Source organism: Onishia taeanensis (assembly GCF_013349955.1).
Classification (GTDB): Bacteria; Pseudomonadota; Gammaproteobacteria; order Pseudomonadales; family Halomonadaceae; genus Onishia; species Onishia taeanensis_B.
On record NZ_JABVXC010000024.1, the window covers coordinates 1 to 19,042 of the forward strand.

Sequence of the window (19,042 nt, forward strand, 5' to 3'; positions counted from 1 at the left end):
GGGTAGCCCGGCGACAGGGTCTCGCCGGTGGCGGGATTGATGGCGTGAATGGCCTGGCCATTGGCGGTCACGGCGCGCTGGCCGAGCAGTTGCGTTCCTTCCAGAGTCATGTTGCCTCCTGTCATCACAATGAGTTGACGCGGGTGTCGGTGGCTTCGGACTCGAACGCCAGCGGGTTGCGCAGCGTGCGGCCGAAGGCCGGCAGGGCGATTTCGAAGCGATCGCCGTCGCGGGTCTGGACGCCGTCGGCGAAGCTCAGCGTCGCGGTGCCGAAGAAGTGCACGTGGACGTCGCCGGGGCGCCGGAAGCCTTGATACTTGAAGTGGTGATGCTCGAGATTGGCCAAGCTGTGCGCCATGTTGGCCTCACCGGTGAGAAACGGCTTCTCCCACAGGGTCTCGTCGTCACGCACGATGCGGCTGACGCCCTCGAGGTGCTCGGGCAGCTCGCCGATCAAGAGTTCCGGGCCGAAGCTGCAGTGGCGCAGCTTGGAATGGGCCAGCCACAGGTAGTTGAAGCGTTCGGTGACATGGTCGGAGAACTCATTGCCGATGGCGTAGCCGACGCGCCAGGGCTGGCCGTCGTCGCCGATCACGTAGAGCCCGGCGAGCTCAGGCTCCTCGCCGGCGTCTTCGGCGAAGGCCGGTACCGGCATCGCCGCCTCGGGGGCCACCACGCAATCGCCGTCGCCCTTGTAGAACCATTCCGGCTGGGCGCCGGTCTCGCCGACGGCGGGCTTGCCGCCTTCCACGCCGAGCTTGAACATGCGCATCGAATCGGTCAGCTCGGACTCGTCCGCCTGGGCCTTGGCGTGCATGGAGGCGCGGGTATCGGCACTGCCCAGGTGGGTCAGGCCGGTGCCGGTGACCAGGCAATGCGCCGGATCGGCATGGGTCAGCGGCGGCAGCAGGCGTCGCTCGTCGATCAGTTGCTGATAGTCGAGGCGGGTCTCGGTCAGTGACGCCTCGACCACCTCAGCGAGCCCGCGGCCATCGGCGATAGCGCGCCGCGCCAGGGTGTAGGTATCGGCGTTGGTCAGGCGGACCCTTTGCTCGTTTTCCACCAGCGCCGCTACGGGCCGGTTCTGGTGCAAACATTGGATGATTCGCATTGCGTGATTCCTCGACATCCAGATAAGAGAAGGAGAGTCAGGCGCCGGTCGAGCATCGAAGCGACCTCATCATAGCGCCGTATCTCGGTTTATGTACAACATTAAGATTTGTATGTTGATTCTATGCCGTTGCTTGGCGGAACCAAGGTCGCCTTGGCTTTTACAAGGCAGTGGCGACGTTCCTTGTCGCCAGGCCAGCTAACCGTTGGCTCAGCCCACCAGCCACAGGGCCAGGTTGGGCCAGAACAGCAGCGTGAACAGCACGCACAGTTGCAGGGCGATGAAGGGCAGCACCGCGATGAAGATGTCCTTGAGGCTGACCTCGGGGGGCGCCACGCCCTTGAGGTAGAAGGCGGCTGGTCCGAACGGTGGTGACAGGAAGGAAACCTGCATGTTGACCGCGAACAGAATGCCGAACCAGATCGGGCTGTAGCCAAGTTCCACCACGATCGGCACGAAGATCGGCAGCGTCAGCATGGCAACGCCGATCCAGTCGAGGAACATGCCCAGCACCAGCAGGATCGCCATCATCACCAGGATGATCACGATAGGGGCCACGTCGAGCTCCATGATCATTCCTGAAATGAAGCGGTTACCGCCCATCAGGTTATAGACCCCGACCAGCGCCGCGGCGCCGATGCCGATCCAGATGATCATGCCGCAGGTGGTCATGGTCTGGCTCAGGCTCGAGTGCAGGGTCTTCACGGAAAATTCGCCGCGCAGCACTATCGCCAGCAGTACCCCGAACACCCCCATTGCCGCGGCTTCGGTCACCGAGGCCACGCCGCCGTAGATCGAGCCCAGTACCATGAAGGCGATCAGCCCCGGTACGATAATGGCCTTGAGCGCCTGCCAGCGATTGGAGAAGCCGTCTTCGCGGTCGGCATCGGTCATCGGCGGGCCCATGTTCGGATCGCGCAGGCAGCGCACCATGACATAGGCGATGTAGGAGCCCATCAGGATCACCGCGGGGGTAATCGCGGCGGTGAACAAGTCGGCAATCGAGACGCTGGCGATCAGGCCGTAGATGATCAGCACGATCGAGGGCGGCATCATGGTGCCGAGTGCCCCGCCCGCACAGACCACACCGATCGACAGGCGCTTGTCATAGCCCAGGCGCAGCATCTGCGGCAGGGCCAGGATGCCCAGCAGCACGATTTCGCCGCCGATGATTCCGGACAGCGCCGCCAGGAAGAACGCCACCACGATGGTCTGCACGGCGACCCCGCCGGGCAGGCGGCCAGCGAACACTCGCATGGCATTGAAAAGGTCCTTAGCAATGCCTGATCGGTCGAGCAGCGAGGCCATCAACACGAACATCGGTACTGCCACCAGCGAATATTCGGTGACAAAGCCAAACACCCGGCTGGTGACCAGTGGCAGGGCCTCTGGCCCGAACCAGCCGAAGGTGAAAAGGAGTGCTACCAGGCCGGTGATGAAGGCCAGCGGAAGGCCGGTCACCAGCAGGGCGAAGATCGCCCCGACCAGCAGGATCGTCGCGTCAGCGATCTCCATTATAGGGCTCCCTTATCGTCGGGCGTGGCAGTGGCGGGTTTGCCGCGGAACGACTGAATGACATGGATGAAGGCCTGAACGCACATGATGATCAGGGCAAGCATGATCATGCCCTTCACCAGAGCCGGGAAAGGCGGATTCCAGGAAGTGCCGGAGCGTTCAAGCGACCATTCGCCGAGCGGGTTGTGGGAGGCGTCCCAGAACATCACGAAGGCGGCATAGCTCATGGCTAGGCAGAACAAGAAGGTGACCAGGTCGTTGAAACGGTCGAGCCAGCGCTTAAGCCGCGGGCCGGCGGCATCGTAGAGCACCCGTACACGGATGTGCTGATTGCCGGCCAGTGCTGCGGGGCCGCCGAGGGCGAAACTGACCGCCACCAGCATGACCACGCTTTCGTGAACCCAGGAAGTGGGCGAGTTGAAGCCATAGCGCATGATGACCTCGAAGACACTGATCCCCATGGCGATGAACACCAGCCAGGCAGCGCCTCTGGCGCACCACACCACCCCGCGGTCGAAGGCACTGCGTACCGGATCCGGCGCCTGATCTTCGGCAGTTGCGGGGACGCGGCCGTCCTCGTCGCTCATTGGGGGATCCTCGTCGTGAATCTTTTGAGACATGACGCCTCCAGGCGACGCCCGGGCGCCGCCATGCTGAGAAGAGTGATCAGCGAGACCCGAGTGGTCGGGTCTCGCCAGTGATGCGAGTCGCTCGTCGAACTAGCTCGTCAGGTCAGTTCGATGGGTTAGAGCAGTCCGCGAGAGGTCAGGAAGGCGGTGGCCGAGTCGTAGATTTTCTGCGTCATCTCGTTCTTGTCGGCCCATTCTTTCCATTCCTGCTGGGCCGCCTGGCGGAACTTCTTGCGCTCATCCGCGGGCAGGTCGAACGGGTGCACATCCGGATTGTCCTTGAGCGCTTGCAGGGTCTCGAGATCCTGCTCCTTGAGACGGGCGATCAGGTCATAGGCCATGCCGTCGAAGGCGGTCTCCAGGGTGGTCTTCAGGTCATCCGGCAGGCCATCCCAGATATCCTTGTTGATCGATACCGCGATCATCGGCATGGAGTGGAAGCCCGGGTACAGCGGGTAGGGGGCGAAGTCATGGATGCCCATGGCGTCGTTGTTGGACAACACCGTGGAGTCGGCGGCATCGATTACGCCCTTCTCGAGGCCGGTATAGACTTCGGAGCCTGGCAGGTTGACCGGCGTGGCGCCGATGCGCTCGAAGATGTTGTAGACCATGCCCTGCGGGGCGCGGATCTTGAGTCCCTGGAAGTCATCGATGGACTCGATTGGCACAGTCGAGGGAATCGATTCCAGCGGAAAGGTTGCCGCACTGATCAGGTGGGTACCGTAGGGGTTAGCCAGTTCGTTATAGAGCGCTTCGCCACCGCCGTACTTCATGAATTCCAGGAAGTCGTAGGGATCGCTCCATGCGCCTACCAGGTTGCCCAGCATGCCGAATGCCGGATCCTGGCCGGAAAAGTAGCTGGGATCGGTCATGTGGCCCTGAAGAATGCCCGAGGAGACGGCCTGCAGGGTCTCGGTGGGGCCTACCACGGAGTTGATCGGCATGATTTCGATGTGTACCTGACCATCGGTCATGGTTTCGACTTTGTCGGCCCAGGCTTGCTTGATCTTGAAGCTGGGCTCGCCTGCAGTCTCCGATGCCTGGAACTTCCAGTCGTATTGGGCGGCGTGGGCGGAGCTAAGCCCGACCAGCAGGGCCGAGCCGGTGAGGACTATGGCGTGCTTGAGTTTGAGATTGAGCATGAAACTCTCCATCGAAGGAAGATTCTTGTTGTGGCGTGAGCTGACAAAGCAGCATCCCCATCTGGGAGTGTTAATGTTGAACATACATGCTATTTGTTCAACATATACTTTTGTATGTATCGACTACGCTGGCCGTTGCCGGTAACGTCTAGCACAATCTTCGCCGCATACAGGATCGAGCCGTAGGCCGCGATCCTTCGATAAGGAGTAACCTCCATGTCTCAGAGCAAGCGCCCGCTGCGCAGTGCCGCCTGGTTTGGTACCGCCGACAAGAACGGCTTCATGTATCGCAGTTGGATGAAGAATCAGGGGATTCCCGATCATGAGTTCGACGGCAAGCCGATTATCGGAATCTGCAATACCTGGTCAGAGCTCACGCCCTGCAACGCGCACTTCCGCAAGCTCGCCGAGCACGTCAAGCAGGGCATTCTCGAGGCTGGCGGCTACCCGGTAGAGTTCCCGGTGTTCTCCAACGGCGAGTCCAATCTGCGACCCACCGCGATGTTCACCCGTAACCTCGCCAGCATGGATGTCGAGGAGGCGATTCGTGGCAATCCGATGGACGCGGTAGTGCTGCTGGTGGGTTGCGACAAGACCACCCCGGCCTTGCTGATGGGGGCGGCGAGCTGTGACCTGCCGACGCTGGTGGTGACCGGCGGGCCGATGCTCAACGGCAAGCATGAAGGCAAGGACATCGGTTCGGGCACAGTGGTCTGGAAGCTCTCCGAGCAGGTCAAGGCCGGCAAGATCTCGATTCACGACTTCATGGCCGCCGAGGCGGGCATGTCGCGCTCGGCGGGGACCTGCAACACCATGGGCACGGCCTCGACCATGGCCTGCATGGCGGAGTCGCTGGGCACCTCGCTGCCTCACAACGCGGCCATTCCGGCGGTCGATTCGCGTCGCTATGTGCTGGCCCATCTGTCGGGCAATCGCATCGTCGAGATGGTCCACGAGGATCTCAAGCTCTCCAAGGTGCTCACCAAGGGCGCCTTCGAGAACGCCATTCGCACCAATGCGGCCATCGGTGGCTCCACCAATGCGGTCATTCACCTGAAGGCCATCGCAGGGCGCATGGGCGTCGATCTGGCATTGGATGACTGGAACCGCATCGGCCGCGGTACTCCCACGATCGTCGACCTGCAGCCGTCCGGGCGCTTCCTGATGGAAGAGTTCTACTATGCGGGCGGTCTGCCGGCGGTGCTGCGTCGCCTCGGCGAAGCCGACCGGCTGCCCCACAAGGACGCCCTGACCGTCAACGGCCGGACGCTGTGGGACAACGTCAAGGATGCCCCGCTTTACAACGACCAAGTGATCCGCCCGCTGGACAACCCGCTGGTAGACGACGGCGGCATGTGCGTGCTGCGTGGCAACCTCGCCCCGGGCGGGGCCGTGCTCAAGCCCTCGGCGGCGAGCGCAGAACTGATGCGCCACCGTGGCCAGGCCGTGGTCTTCGAGGACTTCGACGACTACAAGGCGCGCATCAACGACCCGGACCTCGAGGTCTCGGCAGACAGCGTGCTCGTCATGAAGCATTGCGGTCCACGCGGCTACCACGGCATGGCCGAGGTCGGGAACATGGGGCTGCCGTCGAAGCTGCTGGAGCAGGGGGTAACCGACATGGTGCGCATCTCCGATGCCCGCATGAGCGGCACCGCCTATGGCACCGTGGTCCTTCACGTGGCCCCGGAAGCCGCCGCCGGCGGTCCGCTGGCCGCCGTGCGCAACGGCGACTGGATCGAGCTCGATGCCTATGACGGCCGCCTGCACCTGGATATCAGCGAAGACGAACTCGCCTCACGGCTGGCCGAAAGCGATCCCCGCGCGGCGTCGACGCGCATCGCCAGCAGCGGTGGTTACCGCCAGCTCTATATCGAGCATGTTCTACAAGCCGATGAAGGCTGCGATTTCGACTTCCTGGTCGGCTGTCGCGGCGCCGAGGTACCCCGGCACTCGCACTGAATCTGGACACCGGCCAATGGCCGCGTTCCCGTCCCGTCTTGCCGCCATCCGATCCCATGCCTGCGACGCCCGAGACAGGCGTCGCAAGGACCAGGAGTTTGACCATGTCCTCGCCCCGTCTGACCCCGGATCAGCTGCGCTCACGCGACTGGTTCGATAACCCCGAGCATCCCGGTACCACGGCGCTGTGCATCGAGCGCTATCTGAATTACGGCATCACGCTCGAGGAGTTGACCTCGGGTAAGCCGATCATCGGCATCTGCCAGTCGGGGTCGGATCTCACGCCCTGCAATCGTCACCACATCGAGCTGGTGAAGCGGGTCAAGGATGGCATCCGTGCCGCCGGCGGGGTGCCCTTCGAGTTTCCGCTGCATCCGATTCACGAGAACGTGCGTCGCCCCACCGCAGCGCTGGATCGCAACCTGGCCTACCTGGGCCTGGTCGAGGTGCTGCATGGCTATCCGCTGGACGGCGTGGTGCTGACCACCGGCTGTGACAAGACTACCCCGGCCAGCCTGATGGCCGCCGCCACGGTCAATATCCCGGCCATCGTGCTGTCCGGCGGGCCGATGCTCAACGGCTGGCGCGGCGCCGAGCGCGTCGGCTCCGGCACCGTGGTGTGGGAGATGCGCAAGCGCCTGGCCGCCGGCGATATCGACTATCCCGAGTTCCTGTCGCGGATCGCCGATTCCGCGCCCTCGGTGGGCCACTGCAACACCATGGGCACCGCCTCGACCATGAATTCGCTGGCCGAGGCGCTGGGCATGAGCCTGCCCGGCTCGGCGATGATCCCCGGCCCTTACAAGGAGCGCGGCGCGGTGGCTTACCAGACCGGCGAGCGCATCGTCGACATGGTTTGGGACGACCTGCGGCCGAGCGACATCCTGACCCGTGAAGCGTTCGAGAACGCCGTGGTCACCTGCTCGGCGCTGGGCGGCTCGTCCAACGCGCCGGTACATATCAACGCCATCGCCCGCCATGCCGGCGTCGAGTTCGACAACGACGACTGGCAGCGGCTCGGCCACGAGGTGCCGCTGCTGGCCAACGTGATGCCGGCCGGGGCCTATCTCGGCGAGGAGTTCCACCGCGCTGGCGGCGTGCCCGCGGTGATGCACGAGTTGCTTGAGGCCGGGCGGCTTCATGGTGAGGTGCCGACCGCCAACGGCCGCAGCCTGGTCGATAACCTGGCCGGTCGCGAGACCGTCGACGAGGAAGTGATCCGCCGCTATGCCAACCCGCTGGTCGAGCACGCGGGCTTCCTCAATCTCAAGGGCAACCTGTTCGATTCGGCGCTGATGAAGACCAGCGTGATCGCGACGGACTTCCGCCAGCGCTTCCTCAGCGATCCCGAGGACCCCAATGCCTTCGAGGGCAAGGTGGCGGTGTTCGACGGCTCCGAGGACTATCATGCGCGCATCGACGATCCTGCCCTGGGTATCGATGAGCGCACCATCCTGGTGATGCGCGGCGCTGGTCCCGTTGGCCATCCGGGTGGCGCCGAGGTGGTCAACATGCAGCCGCCGGAGGCGCTGATCCGCGCCGGCATCGACTCGCTGCCCTGTCTGGGCGACGGTCGACAGTCGGGCACTTCCGGCTCACCGTCGATCCTCAACGCCTCGCCGGAAGCCGCGACTGGCGGGCCGCTGGCGCTGCTCGAGACTGGCGACCGGCTGAGAGTGGATCTGGGCCGCTGCGAGGTGCGTCTGCTGGTCGATGAGGACGAACTGGCCCGGCGTCGCGAGCGACTCGAGGCCGCCGGTGGTTACCCCTATCCGGCGCATCAGACGCCCTGGCAGGAAATTCAGCGCTCGATGGTCGAGCCGCTGGACCGTGGCATGATTCTACGGGGCGCGACCGAGTATCAGGACGTGGCCCGTCGCAGCCCACCGCGGGACAACCACTGACGCCATAGCGTCAAACGCCGCCTTGCCCCGGTGGAGCCACTTACCGGAGAGCCCGCCGGGGCGTCGGGCGACGAGGTCGGCTAGGCGGCGGCCCAGTCCGTCGTGACGGTGCAGGGTATCGTGGGGCGCAGGGTGTCGTGGCGGTAAAGGGTGTCGTGGCGGTAGACTGCAGGGCGTTTTTCATTGCTTGCAGGAGTGTGTCATGTCCGAATTTCGCCTGGGCCTGGTTGGGGTCGGCAAGATCGTGCGCGATCAGCATCTGGCGGCTATTGAGGCCACGCCGGGGATCGAGCTTGTCGCTGTGGCCGATCCCTTCTCGGAGCTTGCTGGCATCGCGAGTTACAAAGACCTTGCCACCATGCTCGACGCCGAGCCGACGCTCGACGCCATCGCGATCTGCACACCGACCCACCTGCGGCATGAGCTGGCGCGCCTGGCGCTCGTGCATGGCAAGGCGGTGATGCTCGAGAAACCGCCGGGCGCGACGTTGGCCGAGACGGAGGATCTCAAGGCGCTGGCCGAAGCGAACGGCACCGTGCTGTTCGCCGCCTGGCATTCGCGTTTCGCCCCGGGCATTAGCCACGCCCAGGATTGGCTCGCCTCAAGGACTGTGGCCGGGGTGACGATCGACTGGCATGAGGATGTGCGCGTCTGGCACCCAGGGCAGGATTGGATCTGGGAAGCAGGTGGCATGGGTGTCTTCGATCCCGGCATCAATGCGCTATCCATCGCCACACAGTTAATGTCGGTGCCGTTCTTTCTCAAGCACGCCGATCTCGAGATGCCGGAAAACTGCCAGACGCCGATCGCCGCCAGGCTAGGCTTTCGCACCGCTGCCGGCGTGGCGGTAGACGCCGACTTCGACTTCCGTCATCAGGATCCGCCGCGCTGGGACATGCGCATCGACACCGATGCCGGGGTTCTCAAGCTTGAAAGCGGCGGGTCGCGCTTGATCATCGATGGAGAGGTCGTGATCGATGAGCCGGAACGCGAGTACCAGGGCGTCTATGCGCATTTGTGTGAACTGCTGAAGAGCGGCGAAAGCGATATCGATGTCGCCCCCCTGCGCCATGTAGCCGACGCGATGATGCTGGGTCACCGGCGCGCGGTTGAAGCGTTTATCGAATAGCGGCATGACAGGCTTGGCCGCCTCCCCGGCGGCTGAGCCGTGGCTTGCGTTCAGGTGTCCGGCGTCAGGTTCATGCTGCTGCCCAGTACGGATTCGCCTGGCTTGAGACCGAGCGCATCGGCGGTGCCGGCGAGCACGGCTTGAGCGGCGCGGAAGGCCTCGTGAGGGCGGCGGGTACGGATGGCCTCCATCAACTGACGATGGCGCTCCAGGCTCGCCTCGGGATCCGTGGCGCTGACGTTGGACATCTTGATCAGCAGATAGATGGAGGGGCGCAGGATATGGGACAGCTGCGCCCAGACGATGTTATGGGTCGCTTTGTAGATGGCGACATGAAAGGCCACATCGTAATCGCTGTGCAGGCGATTCGCTTCCGGGCCAGCATCGCCGTGCATGTTCTGCCCCATCCCCTCGAAGGCTTCCTCTATCGCGACCAGGTCACGGGCGGTGGCCCGCTTGGCCGCCATCATGGCGACATAGGGTTCGACATCCAGCCGGAATGACAGGATCTCCCGCTGGACCTTGGGATTGGGCGCCGCATAGCGGGTCATCCACCCGGTGACGGTGGGGTCGAGAATATTCCACTCGGAATATTCCCGCACCCTGGAGCCATGCCCGGAAATGCGCTCGATGATGCCGACATCCACGAGTTGCCTCAGGTCACTGCGGACCGCCGAGCGGTTGATGGCGAACTGAGCGCAGAGGTCGACTTCCTTGGGCACGTAGTCGCCGGGCTGGTAGCGGCCGGAGAAAATCTCCTCGGCCAGGAACTCGGCGACGCTGGGACGCTGGTTGGGTTTTTGCTGCTTTTCCTTCACGTAGGCTCTGTCCGGCAAAATGTAGGCTCAAATTGTCATATGTTGAACATATGAGCAAGCGGGCTGAAAACTAGCGGCTATCTGCTGACGATGTTCTCAACAGGGCGATGAAGTGCTCGATCAGGGCGTTGGCCTCGGAGGTCGCGCGGATACCCTCGCGCAGGGCCTCGACGTTCTGGCCCGCTTCGCCCAGCCCTTTACTTTGGTGCTCAAGATAGGCACGCATCACAGGGGCGGTGAATTCCGGGTGAAACTGCACGCTCCACTGGTTGGGCCCCAGGCGTAGCGCCTGATAGGGATCGTGAGCATTGCTCGCCAGTACCACCGAACTGGCTGGCGGCGTGAGCACCGATTGAGCATGCGTCAGGTGAGCCGGGAAGCGGCCGGGCAGGGTGCCAAACAGATCATCTGCCTGGCCAGCCTCGGTGAGTGCGACCTCGAAGGTGCCGGCTTCGCGGCCCTGCGGGTGATAGCCGCTTTTCCCGCCCAGCGCCTCGGCCAGCAACTGATGCCCGTAGCAGACGCCTAAGGTGGGCAGGTCGCGAACGACGGCCTCGCGCAGCCAGGGCTTCAGCGCCTCGCTCCAGGGCTCGGCGTCGCTGACCATGGCGTGCGACCCGGTGATCAGCACCGCATCGACCTCTGCATGCTCTGGCGCCGATGTGTCTCGTTGCGCATCCCAGATCGTCAACTCGTAATCGGGCAGGCGGGCCTGGAACAGCGCCTCGAAGTCGCCATGCTCGGCGACAATGTCGGGGAAGCTGTCCCCGGTCTTGATCAGCAGCAGTCGTGGCGAGCGTCTTGTCATGGAGAAGTCCGGTTCGGTGGAAGCTCAGTCCTTGAGCAGTGTCTTGCCCAATGCCTGCATGAACTCATCGCAGGCCGCAAGCTGATTGTGTTCGACGTACTCATCGGGCTGGTGGGCCTGCCCGATGCTACCCGGCCCGCAGATCACCGTGGGTAGCCCCACGCCCTGAAACTGGCCGGCCTCGGTGGTGTAGGCCACGGCTTCATTGGGCCTGTCGCCGAGCAGTTGGCGGCACAGCGCCACTGCTTCGGCATTGTCGCGGTCGGCGAGCGCCGGCACGGTCTGGGTAATATGCTCGGTGACGATGCCGGTGCCCGGTGAGCGAGCCTGCATTTCGGCCTCGAGTTCTCGAGCATAGGCATCAAAGCGCGCATAGAGCGTCTCGAAGCTATCGCTCGGCAGGTGACGAATTTCCCAGTCGAAGTGGCAGTCGCGGGCCTTGATATTGATCGCCGTTCCGCCCTGTATGCGGCCGACATGCAGGCTAGAATGCGCCACGTTGAAGGCCTCGTCGATGCGCCCCTCGGCCTTGAGGTCCTCCATGATGTCTTCGATGCGGGTGACCAGCCGTGCGGCAATGTGTATTGCCGAGACGCCCTGATATACCTGGCTCGAGTGGGCCGCCTGGCCGGTGACGGTGGTGCGCAGGTTGGTGATGCCCTTGTGGGCCACCACCGGCGCCATCAGCGTCGGCTCGCCGACGATCACCGCTGCCGGGCGTGGCTCATCGGCCATCAGCCGCTCGATAAGGCGTGGCGCGCCCAAGCAGCCAATTTCCTCGTCGTAGGACAGGGCGAGGTAGATCGGCCGTTCGAGGGGCTGCTCAATCCAGTACGGTACCTGAGCCAGCGCGCAGGCGATGAAGCCCTTCATGTCGCAGGTGCCGCGACCGTAGAGGCGACCATCGTCGCCGTCGCGCAGTGTGAAAGGGTCAGTCGTCCAGGGCTGGCCATCGACCGGTACCACATCGGTGTGCCCGGATAGCACCACCCCACCCTCGACCGCCGGGCCGATACGTGCCAGCAGGTTGGCCTTGCTGCCATCGTCGTTTTCAATGCGCTGGTAGGGCACGCCGTATCCGTCGAGGTAGGTCTCGATGAAGCGAATCAGCTCAAGATTGGAGTCGCGCGAGACGGTGGCATAGCCCACCAGCGTCTCGAGCAGGGCGGTGGCGGTCATGATCTGGCTCCTGAACGGTGAATGGCGCTAGCCTATCATGAGGCGGCATACTGATGAGGGGCAGCATCATCTCCGGCATTGCCACGCCGACCGAGTCGGGGGCTATCGGCGTCTTCGGTGCCATTCTGCTGGCGATTCTCTACAAGCGCTTCCGGCCGGCCATGTTTCAGTCCGCCGGTCTTCAGACCGCCACCCTGGTCAGCGTGGCCATGTGGATCATCTTCGGCGCCTCGGTGTTCAGCAATTTCCATCTGCTGATGGGGGTGCAGAGCATGGTGGCCGATCTCGCTGCAAGCCTGGACCTGCCGCCTATCATGATCATTATCCTGTTTCAGGTGATCATGTTGCTGCTGGGCTTCATTATTGATGAGTTCATCATCGTGCTGATGTGCGCGCCGCTGTTTACGCCCATCGCCGTCTCCATGGGCTATGACCCTATCTGGTTCGGTGTGCTGATGATTCTCAATATACTGATCGCCGTGCAGACGCCGCCCTATGGGTTCGCCTTGTTCTACCTGAAAGGCATTGCGCCACCGGATGTCGGGATGGGAGAGATCTACCGATCCGTCACGCCCTTTGTGGCCGTGAATTTAGTGGTACTGATCCTGTGCATGGTCTTCCCTGAAATCGTGCTATGGCTACCTAATAAGGTCATGGGTTGAGGTGACACTATGTTCAATCACATCCTGATTCCCGTCGATCTCGCGCATCAAGAGCAACTCGCCAGGCTGCGTGAGTCGGCCCGTTTGTTGATCGATGGCGCGGGCAGCATCACCTTGCTTTATGTGGATCCGATTACGGTCCACAAGGAAGCGCTGATGACTCAGTTGGGAGAAGACCAGTACGCTGAGCACCAACGGGAAGCCGAAGCCCAGTTGCAGAGCCTGTCCGAGTCGCTGCAGGTGGAGAACGTCACCATGAATGTCGTTACCCGAGAAGGCAGCGCTCATGATCAGATTCTCGAGTACGCCTCGGAAATCAGTGCCGACGCTATTCTGATGATGGCCAGCCGCCCGGGACTCACCGACTATTTCATCGGTTCCACAGCCGAGCGGGTGGTGCGTCATGCCGGTTGCTCGGTCTTCGTGATCCGCTAAGTCGTTAACCTAGTAGGCAAGCGTAGTAGGCCAGATAAGTAGGTGAGATTAAGTAGGCAAGCGGCCGTCAGATGTGTCTGGCGGCCGCTTTTTTTGCGCCGACAATCGAGGCGCCATGGCCATCAATGGATAGGCTTAGCCAGTGTCACGATGCTTATTCGGCACCGGGCGCTGCATGGGGCAATAGCACGAGCAGCAGGCGTCATTCCCTGCCACTAGGCCCTCCATCATGGCGAAGTAGTGAACGCCAGCGCGAGGGCGTGATGCCAAAGGCACGACCGAAGGCGCGGGTCATGTGGCTTTGGTCTGCGAATCCCGCCGAGAGTGCGGCCTCGCTCAGGCTAACGCCAGTGGCGATGCGCTGCCTGACGAGATCCAGCCGGCGTAGCGTGAGATAGCGATAGGGGCTGGTGCCAAACAGCGCGCGAAAGTCGCGGGAGAGTGTCCAACGCTCCTGACCAGATACCCGCTCAAGGTCGTCCAGCGAGACGCCTTCATGATGGTGTGCATCGAGATAGGCCCGAGCCAGATTGGCCGCACGTATGTCGGGTGCCACTCTCGGGCGAACGAGTCGAGCATCGCTATTGGCTTCCAGTACCGCGGCCAGTTCCGCGATGCCCGTTTCCTCTTCGAGCGCGTCCAAGGGCGCCTCGAGCGATGTCAGCAGGAAGCGCACGGCGCGCCGCAAGGACGGGTCTGTCGACAGGCCACCAGTGATATGAGGAAGCGTTCTGCCTCCTAGCGCGTCTTGGATGAGCGCTGGCGTGACGTAGAGCATCCGGTAGTGAAAGCCACGGTCGTCACCGGCATGACCATCGTGAGCCTCGTCCGGGTGAAGCACCATGACGGTACCGGGCTGGCTGTGCCGGTAGTCGCGGCGATAATGAAAGCTCTGCACGCCGCTTAGCGTGATGCCAATGGCGAACGTATCGTGGCGGTGTGTGGTGTAGGCATGACCCTGAAAGCGCGCCTCAAGGCGCTCGATGCGCGTTGGCGGCGCCACGAAGCACCAATCGGCATTCATCTCGCTCATGGTGACCCCACTCAGAGCAACGGCATGAGAACATAATCGACGAGCATCATGACGGCGACAACGACAAGCAGCAGCGACATGGCCCGATTGCAGGCGCGCAAGTATCGCGGCTGATGAATTCGTTTGCCAACGACTTTGCCTGCCAAAAAGTAGAGTGTAGGTGCACCGCCGCCGCCCAGCGCAATCAGTGCCGAACAACTGATCAATGCGATACCGGTAATGTCCCGGCCGGGGAACATGACCGTCGTTATCGGTATGACGACAAGAGAGTTCTTGGGATTCAGCAACTGCATGAAAAGCCCGTTACTGAAGCTCAATCGGTTTTGACCCGCTTGGCTGTTGTCGTCAGCCGCCGCTGGTGTCGATGTAAACACCTTGTATGCCAAGTACAGAATATAGGCACTACCCGCCAGCGCGACATAGGGAATCAGGTCTTGAACGACCAATAGCTGACCCGCAAAGCCGATCAAGGCGAACCAGCAGAAGATCGCCAGCGCCACGCCGACGAAGAAGCCGTAGGTGTCGCGTAGTGGTGAGGAAAGCCCGGCATTCAAGCCCATCAGGTTCACAGGGCCAGGCGTATACATCACGGTGAACGCGTATAAGACGATTTCCATCACTCTGCCTCATCGGTAGCCGACTTAGTTGACTCCATAGGCTAGCCAGCGTCGAGCGAGCGGTCTTGAACGATCCTGCAGCGGGGTGGCCGGGTACTCGGCAGTATCAGGCCAGTCGTGAGAATAAGGGCATTAACAGCGCGAAAAGCTCTGCCTGGGAGGATATGCCGCACTTGGCGTAGAGCTGGCGGCGGAACACCTTGACCGTCTGGAGACTGATCTCCAAGTGGAGACTGATGGATAGCGATGAGTGGCCACGCAATATCAGTAGCGCCACTTCGGCCTGGCGTGGGCTAAGCCCGATGTCATGGTCCTGCTTCAGGGCTTCGCGCAGCCGTTCTTCCAGTGGGGCGGGGGCAGCCTTGGCGAGGCTTTCGGGTTGATAGTCACGCCAGTGCATTTCCAGCAACGCGCCAAGTGTCATCTCGCTATCGTGTAGGGCCTGGACCTCATGCTTGCCAAAGGCTGTCCCGCTGGAGCGGTCTCTGCCGAAACAGGCGGTCAGCGTAATGCTCTCGGAAATGCTGGCAAAAACCGCCACCTCGTCGAGCAGCGTGGTCTGCTTGTAATAGTTGTTGTAGTAATGCGTGCGCCGGAAATGATCCGGTGCCACGTCCACCAGCCGCCGTATTCCGCGTACCTTGCCCTTGAGGTGCTCACGGTAGAAAGGGTCCAACAGATAGGCTCCACCGAGATACTGGCTATCCATCGGTAGATAGACCACGGGGTCGGTGTACTCCCGATAGAGCACCGCCAGCCGATGTTCGCCGTGGTAGGCAATAATGATCAGGTTGTCGAATGCTGCCAAGCTTTCCACCAACCTGGCAAAAAGTCGGGGCAGTTCTGGCGTGGCCAAGGCCTTGATGGTCTTGCCCAACATCGGGTCATAGTCGCTGTGTGTCACCAATTCCTCATACCCAAGGCCATACCACGCTGGGGTTATATACGCTCCGAAAGCTGGATCATACGGTTCTAGAGCGTGTTGCTAGCAACGCGTCGCAGTCTAACGGGCTATTCCAACGCCGGCGACTGTGTGGCTGTGCCTATCAAGATGTGAGGTCAGGCACCGCCATCCATTTTGTTGCACTGGCCGGGCATTTGCTCGGCACCGATGTCAACGTGTCCTGGAGACGAAGCATGAACGACAACAATATCAAACTTGAAAGAACCCTATCGCTGAAGGCCGTGGTGCTGTTTGGCCTTGCCTACATGACGCCACTGATCGTGCTGGGGACCTTCGGTGTCATCGCCAGCGTCAGCCATGGCGCCGTACCCACAGCGTATCTCATCACCACCGTGGCGATGCTGTTTACCGCCTATAGCTACGGCATCATGGCGCGTACCTATCCGGTATCGGGCTCTGCCTATACCTATGCACGCCGGGCCATCGACTCACGGGTCGGTTTCCTGGTGGGCTGGAGCGTGCTGCTGGACTACTTCTTCTTGCCGATGGTGATCTGGCTGATCGGCGCCGCCTACCTGAATGCGCGCTTCCCCGAGGTGCCTAGCTGGGCGTTCTTGCTGGGCTTTATCGGCATCACCACCTTCCTGAATATCTACGGCATCAAGATGGCGTCGAAGGTGAACTCGCTGCTGATGGTGTTCCAGATCCTGGTCATCGGCTTCTTCGTGCTGCTGTCTGTTCGCCACGTGTTCTCGACGGGTGGCACCGATGCCCTGTTCAGCCTGGCGCCGTTCATCGGCGAGGATTCCGGCTTTACCACCATTGCCGCCGCTTCAGCGGTGGCAGCCTACTCCTTCCTGGGCTTTGATGCCGTTACCACGCTGACCGAAGAGACTATCGAGCCCAAGCGCAACATTCCCAGGGCCATCATGCTCACCGCCCTGATCGGGGGTGGCATCTACGTGCTGGTGGGCTACACCACCCAGCTCGCGCATCCCGGCAGTGACTTCGCCGACCCGGATTCAGCCGCCTTCGAGATCGCCAGGATGATTGGCGCAGACCTGTTCGGGGCCATCTTCCTGGCCGGCATGGTGGTGGCGCAATTCACTTCAGGGCTGGCGGCACAGGCCAGTGCGTCACGCCTGCTGTATGCCATGGGGCGCGACGCGGTACTGCCGCGCAAGCTGTTTGGTGCCCTGCATCCGCGCTTTCATACCCCTGTGTTCAGCATCGTACTGACCGGCGGCATCGGTATTATCGCCCTGTTCATGGACGTGCTGTCAGCCGCCTCGTTCATTAACTTCGGCGCCTTCATAGCCTTCACCATGGTCAACCTCTCGGTCATCTTCCTCGTTAGCAAGGATGCGGACGCCAAGCGTCGCTACGGCATCTTCAAGGGCGTTGTCGTGCCGCTGGTCGGTGCCATGGTCAATCTGTGGTTGATGAGCAAACTGGATATCAACGCGGTGTTCCTGGGCCTGATCTGGCTACTGGTCGGTGTGGCACAGCTGGTCTACCTGACCCGTTTCTTCCGCCGTGAGCCGCCGGAAGTGGCCTTCGATGAATCCGATTCCGAATCTGAGTCTGAGCCGGCGACTGCCTCGGCTGAAGCACATCGTTAATGGAGGCTGACATGCCCAGATACTTGCCCGTTCTGGTCGTCCAGGAAGCCTCACGACAGCCCGGCACGGATGCCGAGCTTCGCGACTTCGAGGCGGAACTGGCTGACTACCTGAGCGACTTCGGTGCTGAGTTCGATCAGCCACGCATGGTGGTATACCCGGAGTTCTACCTATGCGGGGCCAGTGGCACGCCTGAACAACGCAGAGCACAGTTGGAAGCGGCCGCCGAACCGATCGATGGCCTTCGCCACCAGCACTTGTCACGCATCGCCCGCAACCTGAACATCTGGCTGTTGCCGGGCACCGTCTGCGAGCGAGGTGATGACGGCCATTTGTACAACACGGCTCCGGTGTATTCGCCTGAGGGCGAACGGGTAGCCGCCTATCGCAAGTGCTTCCCCTGGCGGCCCTATGAGCCTTTTCAGCCAGGCAATAGCTTCGAGGTGTTTGATGTTCCCGGCATCGGCCGGATAGGCCTGGCTATTTGCTATGACATCTGGTTTCCGGAAGTGGTGCGGCAACTAGCCTGGTTGGGGGCGGACGTGATCATCAACCAGGTCGCTACTTCTACCAGTGACCGCGCCCAGGAGCTGGTATTGGTGCAGGCCAACGCCATCTTCAACCAGGTGTTTATGGTCAGCGTCAATTCGGCCACGCCCTCGGGCGAAGGGCAGAGTTTGATTGTTGACCCTGAAGGACTCGTTCGCTCGCAAATGCCCGGGGCCACCTCAGGCATCCTCACCGATGTGCTCAACCTGGATGAGGTGGAGCGCGTACGGACCTTCGGCACCGCAGGCTTGAACCGCATGTGGTCCCAGTTCCGGGATGAGGACCCGGTGTTGGAATTACCGATGTATGAAGGCCGCATTGATCCGCGCAAATGGAATCGAGAGCGATAAACTGTCCAGACGTTAGTCTTCACAGAAAAGTGCGGCTCACCACCGCACTTTTTTTGTTCTGAATTTGGGCTAGGTATCGGGTTTGGCGTATATCAGGTAAATAGTCTTGTTGGGGAGCGTTCACTTCGCCTTGAGGGCTTTATTTATCGGTGTTACTGCGGAATACCACTCTCGCTCGACGATTCAGTTGCCAGGCCAAGCCCGCTTTTCAGCTCATTGCCGTTTTGCATCCATCGCCACGAATGAATACGCTAGCCACTCAGGGCCGCCAAGACGGTTAAACTGAATAATAGGTATGCAGGATGCAGAGACTACCGCATGAATGGCAGGACGCCATTGCAGCATGCACAGGTAGGGGCGGTAGCGTGATTATCGCCATATAACGATCTATCGCAAGGTGTTCCAGCCAAACCTTCATATCCTTGCCCCATGCTGGCGCATCCCTGGAATCGAATGAAATAGGACATCCAGTAGCAGTAGGTCTTCGCGGAGCGTGGCAGTCGCACTCTAGGTGCGTGGCTGTCTACTCACGACCCACCAGCTTGGGGGCTGCTTTGCGTGTCCATGGGTTGGTGCCCGAGCGTGCTGTATAATCACTGTTGAACTAAACCGCTTCGCGGTAGCTGTCGTCGAATCCTGTCTTTCGCCTCATCGAACCACACTGTTCCTTGAC

Annotated in this window: 16 protein-coding genes and 1 pseudogene; 7 read left to right on the forward strand and 10 right to left on the reverse strand. The window is 61.8% G+C overall.

The annotated features are described in order from the left end of the window. Window positions 1-124: 124 nt before the first annotated feature. The 4 genes from araD1 to HUS66_RS17020 all read right to left on the reverse strand — a co-directional run bounded on the left by araD1 (window position 125) and on the right by HUS66_RS17020 (window position 4,397). The gene (gene araD1, locus HUS66_RS17005) at window positions 125-1,111 is read right to left on the reverse strand and encodes an AraD1 family protein (RefSeq protein WP_175072384.1); all 987 of its coding nucleotides are present in this window, start codon (window positions 1,109-1,111) and stop codon (window positions 125-127) included. Between the two features lie 210 nt (window positions 1,112-1,321). Further along, window positions 1,322-2,626 carry a TRAP transporter large permease gene (locus HUS66_RS17010; protein ID WP_175072385.1) on the reverse strand — a complete coding sequence of 435 codons (1,305 nt, stop codon included), beginning with the start codon at window positions 2,624-2,626 and terminating at the stop codon, window positions 1,322-1,324. Then, the gene (locus tag HUS66_RS17015; protein WP_175072386.1) at window positions 2,626-3,246 is read right to left on the reverse strand and encodes a TRAP transporter small permease; all 621 of its coding nucleotides are present in this window, start codon (window positions 3,244-3,246) and stop codon (window positions 2,626-2,628) included. Before HUS66_RS17015 ends, HUS66_RS17010 begins: the two co-directional genes overlap by 1 nt. A gap of 125 nt (window positions 3,247-3,371) precedes the next feature. After that, window positions 3,372-4,397 carry a TRAP transporter substrate-binding protein gene (locus HUS66_RS17020; RefSeq protein ID WP_175072387.1) on the reverse strand — a complete coding sequence of 342 codons (1,026 nt, stop codon included), beginning with the start codon at window positions 4,395-4,397 and terminating at the stop codon, window positions 3,372-3,374. A gap of 216 nt (window positions 4,398-4,613) precedes the next feature. Between HUS66_RS17020 and HUS66_RS17025 the strand changes: the two genes are divergently transcribed. The 3 genes from HUS66_RS17025 (at window position 4,614) to HUS66_RS17035 (ending at window position 9,392) form a co-directional block, all read left to right on the forward strand. Then, window positions 4,614-6,359, forward strand: coding sequence for an IlvD/Edd family dehydratase (locus HUS66_RS17025; protein ID WP_175072388.1), 1,746 nt, complete (start codon window positions 4,614-4,616; stop codon window positions 6,357-6,359). Between the two features lie 104 nt (window positions 6,360-6,463). Then, the gene (locus HUS66_RS17030) at window positions 6,464-8,263 is read left to right on the forward strand and encodes an IlvD/Edd family dehydratase (RefSeq protein WP_175072389.1); all 1,800 of its coding nucleotides are present in this window, start codon (window positions 6,464-6,466) and stop codon (window positions 8,261-8,263) included. 202 nt (window positions 8,264-8,465) lie between these two features. Continuing rightward, window positions 8,466-9,392, forward strand: a complete 927-nt coding sequence (locus tag HUS66_RS17035) for a Gfo/Idh/MocA family protein (protein ID WP_175072390.1) — start codon at window positions 8,466-8,468, stop codon at window positions 9,390-9,392. Between the two features lie 50 nt (window positions 9,393-9,442). Here HUS66_RS17035 and HUS66_RS17040 read toward each other — a convergent pair whose 3' ends face one another. The 3 genes from HUS66_RS17040 to argE all read right to left on the reverse strand — a co-directional run bounded on the left by HUS66_RS17040 (window position 9,443) and on the right by argE (window position 12,197). Next, entirely contained in the window at window positions 9,443-10,210 is a 768-nt protein-coding gene (locus HUS66_RS17040; RefSeq protein WP_175072391.1) for a FadR/GntR family transcriptional regulator, read from the reverse strand. A 70-nt stretch (window positions 10,211-10,280) separates the two neighbouring features. Continuing rightward, on the reverse strand, window positions 10,281-11,018 hold the full coding sequence (locus HUS66_RS17045) for a glutamine amidotransferase (RefSeq protein WP_175072392.1): 738 nt from the start codon (window positions 11,016-11,018) through the stop codon (window positions 10,281-10,283). A 24-nt stretch (window positions 11,019-11,042) separates the two neighbouring features. Next, a complete protein-coding gene (gene argE / locus HUS66_RS17050; protein ID WP_175072393.1) occupies window positions 11,043-12,197 on the reverse strand; it encodes an acetylornithine deacetylase in 1,155 nt (384 codons plus the stop codon). A gap of 47 nt (window positions 12,198-12,244) precedes the next feature. Between argE and HUS66_RS17055 the strand changes: the two are divergent. Further along, a pseudogene (locus HUS66_RS17055) lies at window positions 12,245-12,859 on the forward strand (TRAP transporter large permease subunit); the annotation flags it as partial. Window positions 12,860-12,868: 9 nt separating this feature from the next. Beyond that, window positions 12,869-13,294, forward strand: a complete 426-nt coding sequence (locus tag HUS66_RS17060; RefSeq protein WP_175072394.1) for a universal stress protein — start codon at window positions 12,869-12,871, stop codon at window positions 13,292-13,294. Window positions 13,295-13,496: 202 nt separating this feature from the next. Here HUS66_RS17060 and HUS66_RS17065 read toward each other — a convergent pair whose 3' ends face one another. The 3 genes from HUS66_RS17065 to HUS66_RS17075 all read right to left on the reverse strand — a co-directional run bounded on the left by HUS66_RS17065 (window position 13,497) and on the right by HUS66_RS17075 (window position 15,848). Continuing rightward, window positions 13,497-14,327, reverse strand: coding sequence for an AraC family transcriptional regulator (locus HUS66_RS17065; protein WP_175072395.1), 831 nt, complete (start codon window positions 14,325-14,327; stop codon window positions 13,497-13,499). An 11-nt stretch (window positions 14,328-14,338) separates the two neighbouring features. Next, window positions 14,339-14,944 (reverse strand): LysE family translocator, encoded by a 606-nt coding sequence (locus tag HUS66_RS17070; protein WP_175072396.1) that lies wholly within the window; start codon window positions 14,942-14,944, stop codon window positions 14,339-14,341. A 106-nt stretch (window positions 14,945-15,050) separates the two neighbouring features. Next, window positions 15,051-15,848, reverse strand: a complete 798-nt coding sequence (locus tag HUS66_RS17075) for a helix-turn-helix transcriptional regulator (protein WP_282847973.1) — start codon at window positions 15,846-15,848, stop codon at window positions 15,051-15,053. Window positions 15,849-16,081: 233 nt separating this feature from the next. Here HUS66_RS17075 and HUS66_RS17080 point away from each other — a divergent pair, with 233 nt between their 5' ends. Beyond that, on the forward strand, window positions 16,082-17,470 hold the full coding sequence (locus tag HUS66_RS17080; protein WP_175072397.1) for an APC family permease: 1,389 nt from the start codon (window positions 16,082-16,084) through the stop codon (window positions 17,468-17,470). Between the two features lie 11 nt (window positions 17,471-17,481). After that, on the forward strand, window positions 17,482-18,369 hold the full coding sequence (locus tag HUS66_RS17085; protein WP_175072398.1) for a carbon-nitrogen hydrolase family protein: 888 nt from the start codon (window positions 17,482-17,484) through the stop codon (window positions 18,367-18,369). Window positions 18,370-19,042: the final 673 nt, after the last annotated feature.

What these genes read in the sequence shown, in the direction of transcription:
- HUS66_RS17065 (WP_175072395.1), bottom strand. Translation starts at nt 14,327, where the DNA reads ATGAGCGAGATGAATGCCGATTGGTGCTTCGTGGCGCCGCCAACGCGC.
- HUS66_RS17030 (WP_175072389.1), top strand. Translation starts at nt 6,464, where the DNA reads ATGTCCTCGCCCCGTCTGACCCCGGATCAGCTGCGCTCACGCGACTGG.
- HUS66_RS17035 (WP_175072390.1), top strand. Translation starts at nt 8,466, where the DNA reads ATGTCCGAATTTCGCCTGGGCCTGGTTGGGGTCGGCAAGATCGTGCGC.
- HUS66_RS17015 (WP_175072386.1), bottom strand. Translation starts at nt 3,246, where the DNA reads ATGTCTCAAAAGATTCACGACGAGGATCCCCCAATGAGCGACGAGGAC.
- araD1 (WP_175072384.1), bottom strand. Translation starts at nt 1,111, where the DNA reads ATGCGAATCATCCAATGTTTGCACCAGAACCGGCCCGTAGCGGCGCTG.
- HUS66_RS17060 (WP_175072394.1), top strand. Translation starts at nt 12,869, where the DNA reads ATGTTCAATCACATCCTGATTCCCGTCGATCTCGCGCATCAAGAGCAA.
- HUS66_RS17070 (WP_175072396.1), bottom strand. Translation starts at nt 14,944, where the DNA reads ATGGAAATCGTCTTATACGCGTTCACCGTGATGTATACGCCTGGCCCT.
- HUS66_RS17080 (WP_175072397.1), top strand. Translation starts at nt 16,082, where the DNA reads ATGAACGACAACAATATCAAACTTGAAAGAACCCTATCGCTGAAGGCC.
- HUS66_RS17010 (WP_175072385.1), bottom strand. Translation starts at nt 2,626, where the DNA reads ATGGAGATCGCTGACGCGACGATCCTGCTGGTCGGGGCGATCTTCGCC.
- HUS66_RS17045 (WP_175072392.1), bottom strand. Translation starts at nt 11,018, where the DNA reads ATGACAAGACGCTCGCCACGACTGCTGCTGATCAAGACCGGGGACAGC.
- argE (WP_175072393.1), bottom strand. Translation starts at nt 12,197, where the DNA reads ATGACCGCCACCGCCCTGCTCGAGACGCTGGTGGGCTATGCCACCGTC.
- HUS66_RS17025 (WP_175072388.1), top strand. Translation starts at nt 4,614, where the DNA reads ATGTCTCAGAGCAAGCGCCCGCTGCGCAGTGCCGCCTGGTTTGGTACC.
- HUS66_RS17020 (WP_175072387.1), bottom strand. Translation starts at nt 4,397, where the DNA reads ATGCTCAATCTCAAACTCAAGCACGCCATAGTCCTCACCGGCTCGGCC.
- HUS66_RS17085 (WP_175072398.1), top strand. Translation starts at nt 17,482, where the DNA reads ATGCCCAGATACTTGCCCGTTCTGGTCGTCCAGGAAGCCTCACGACAG.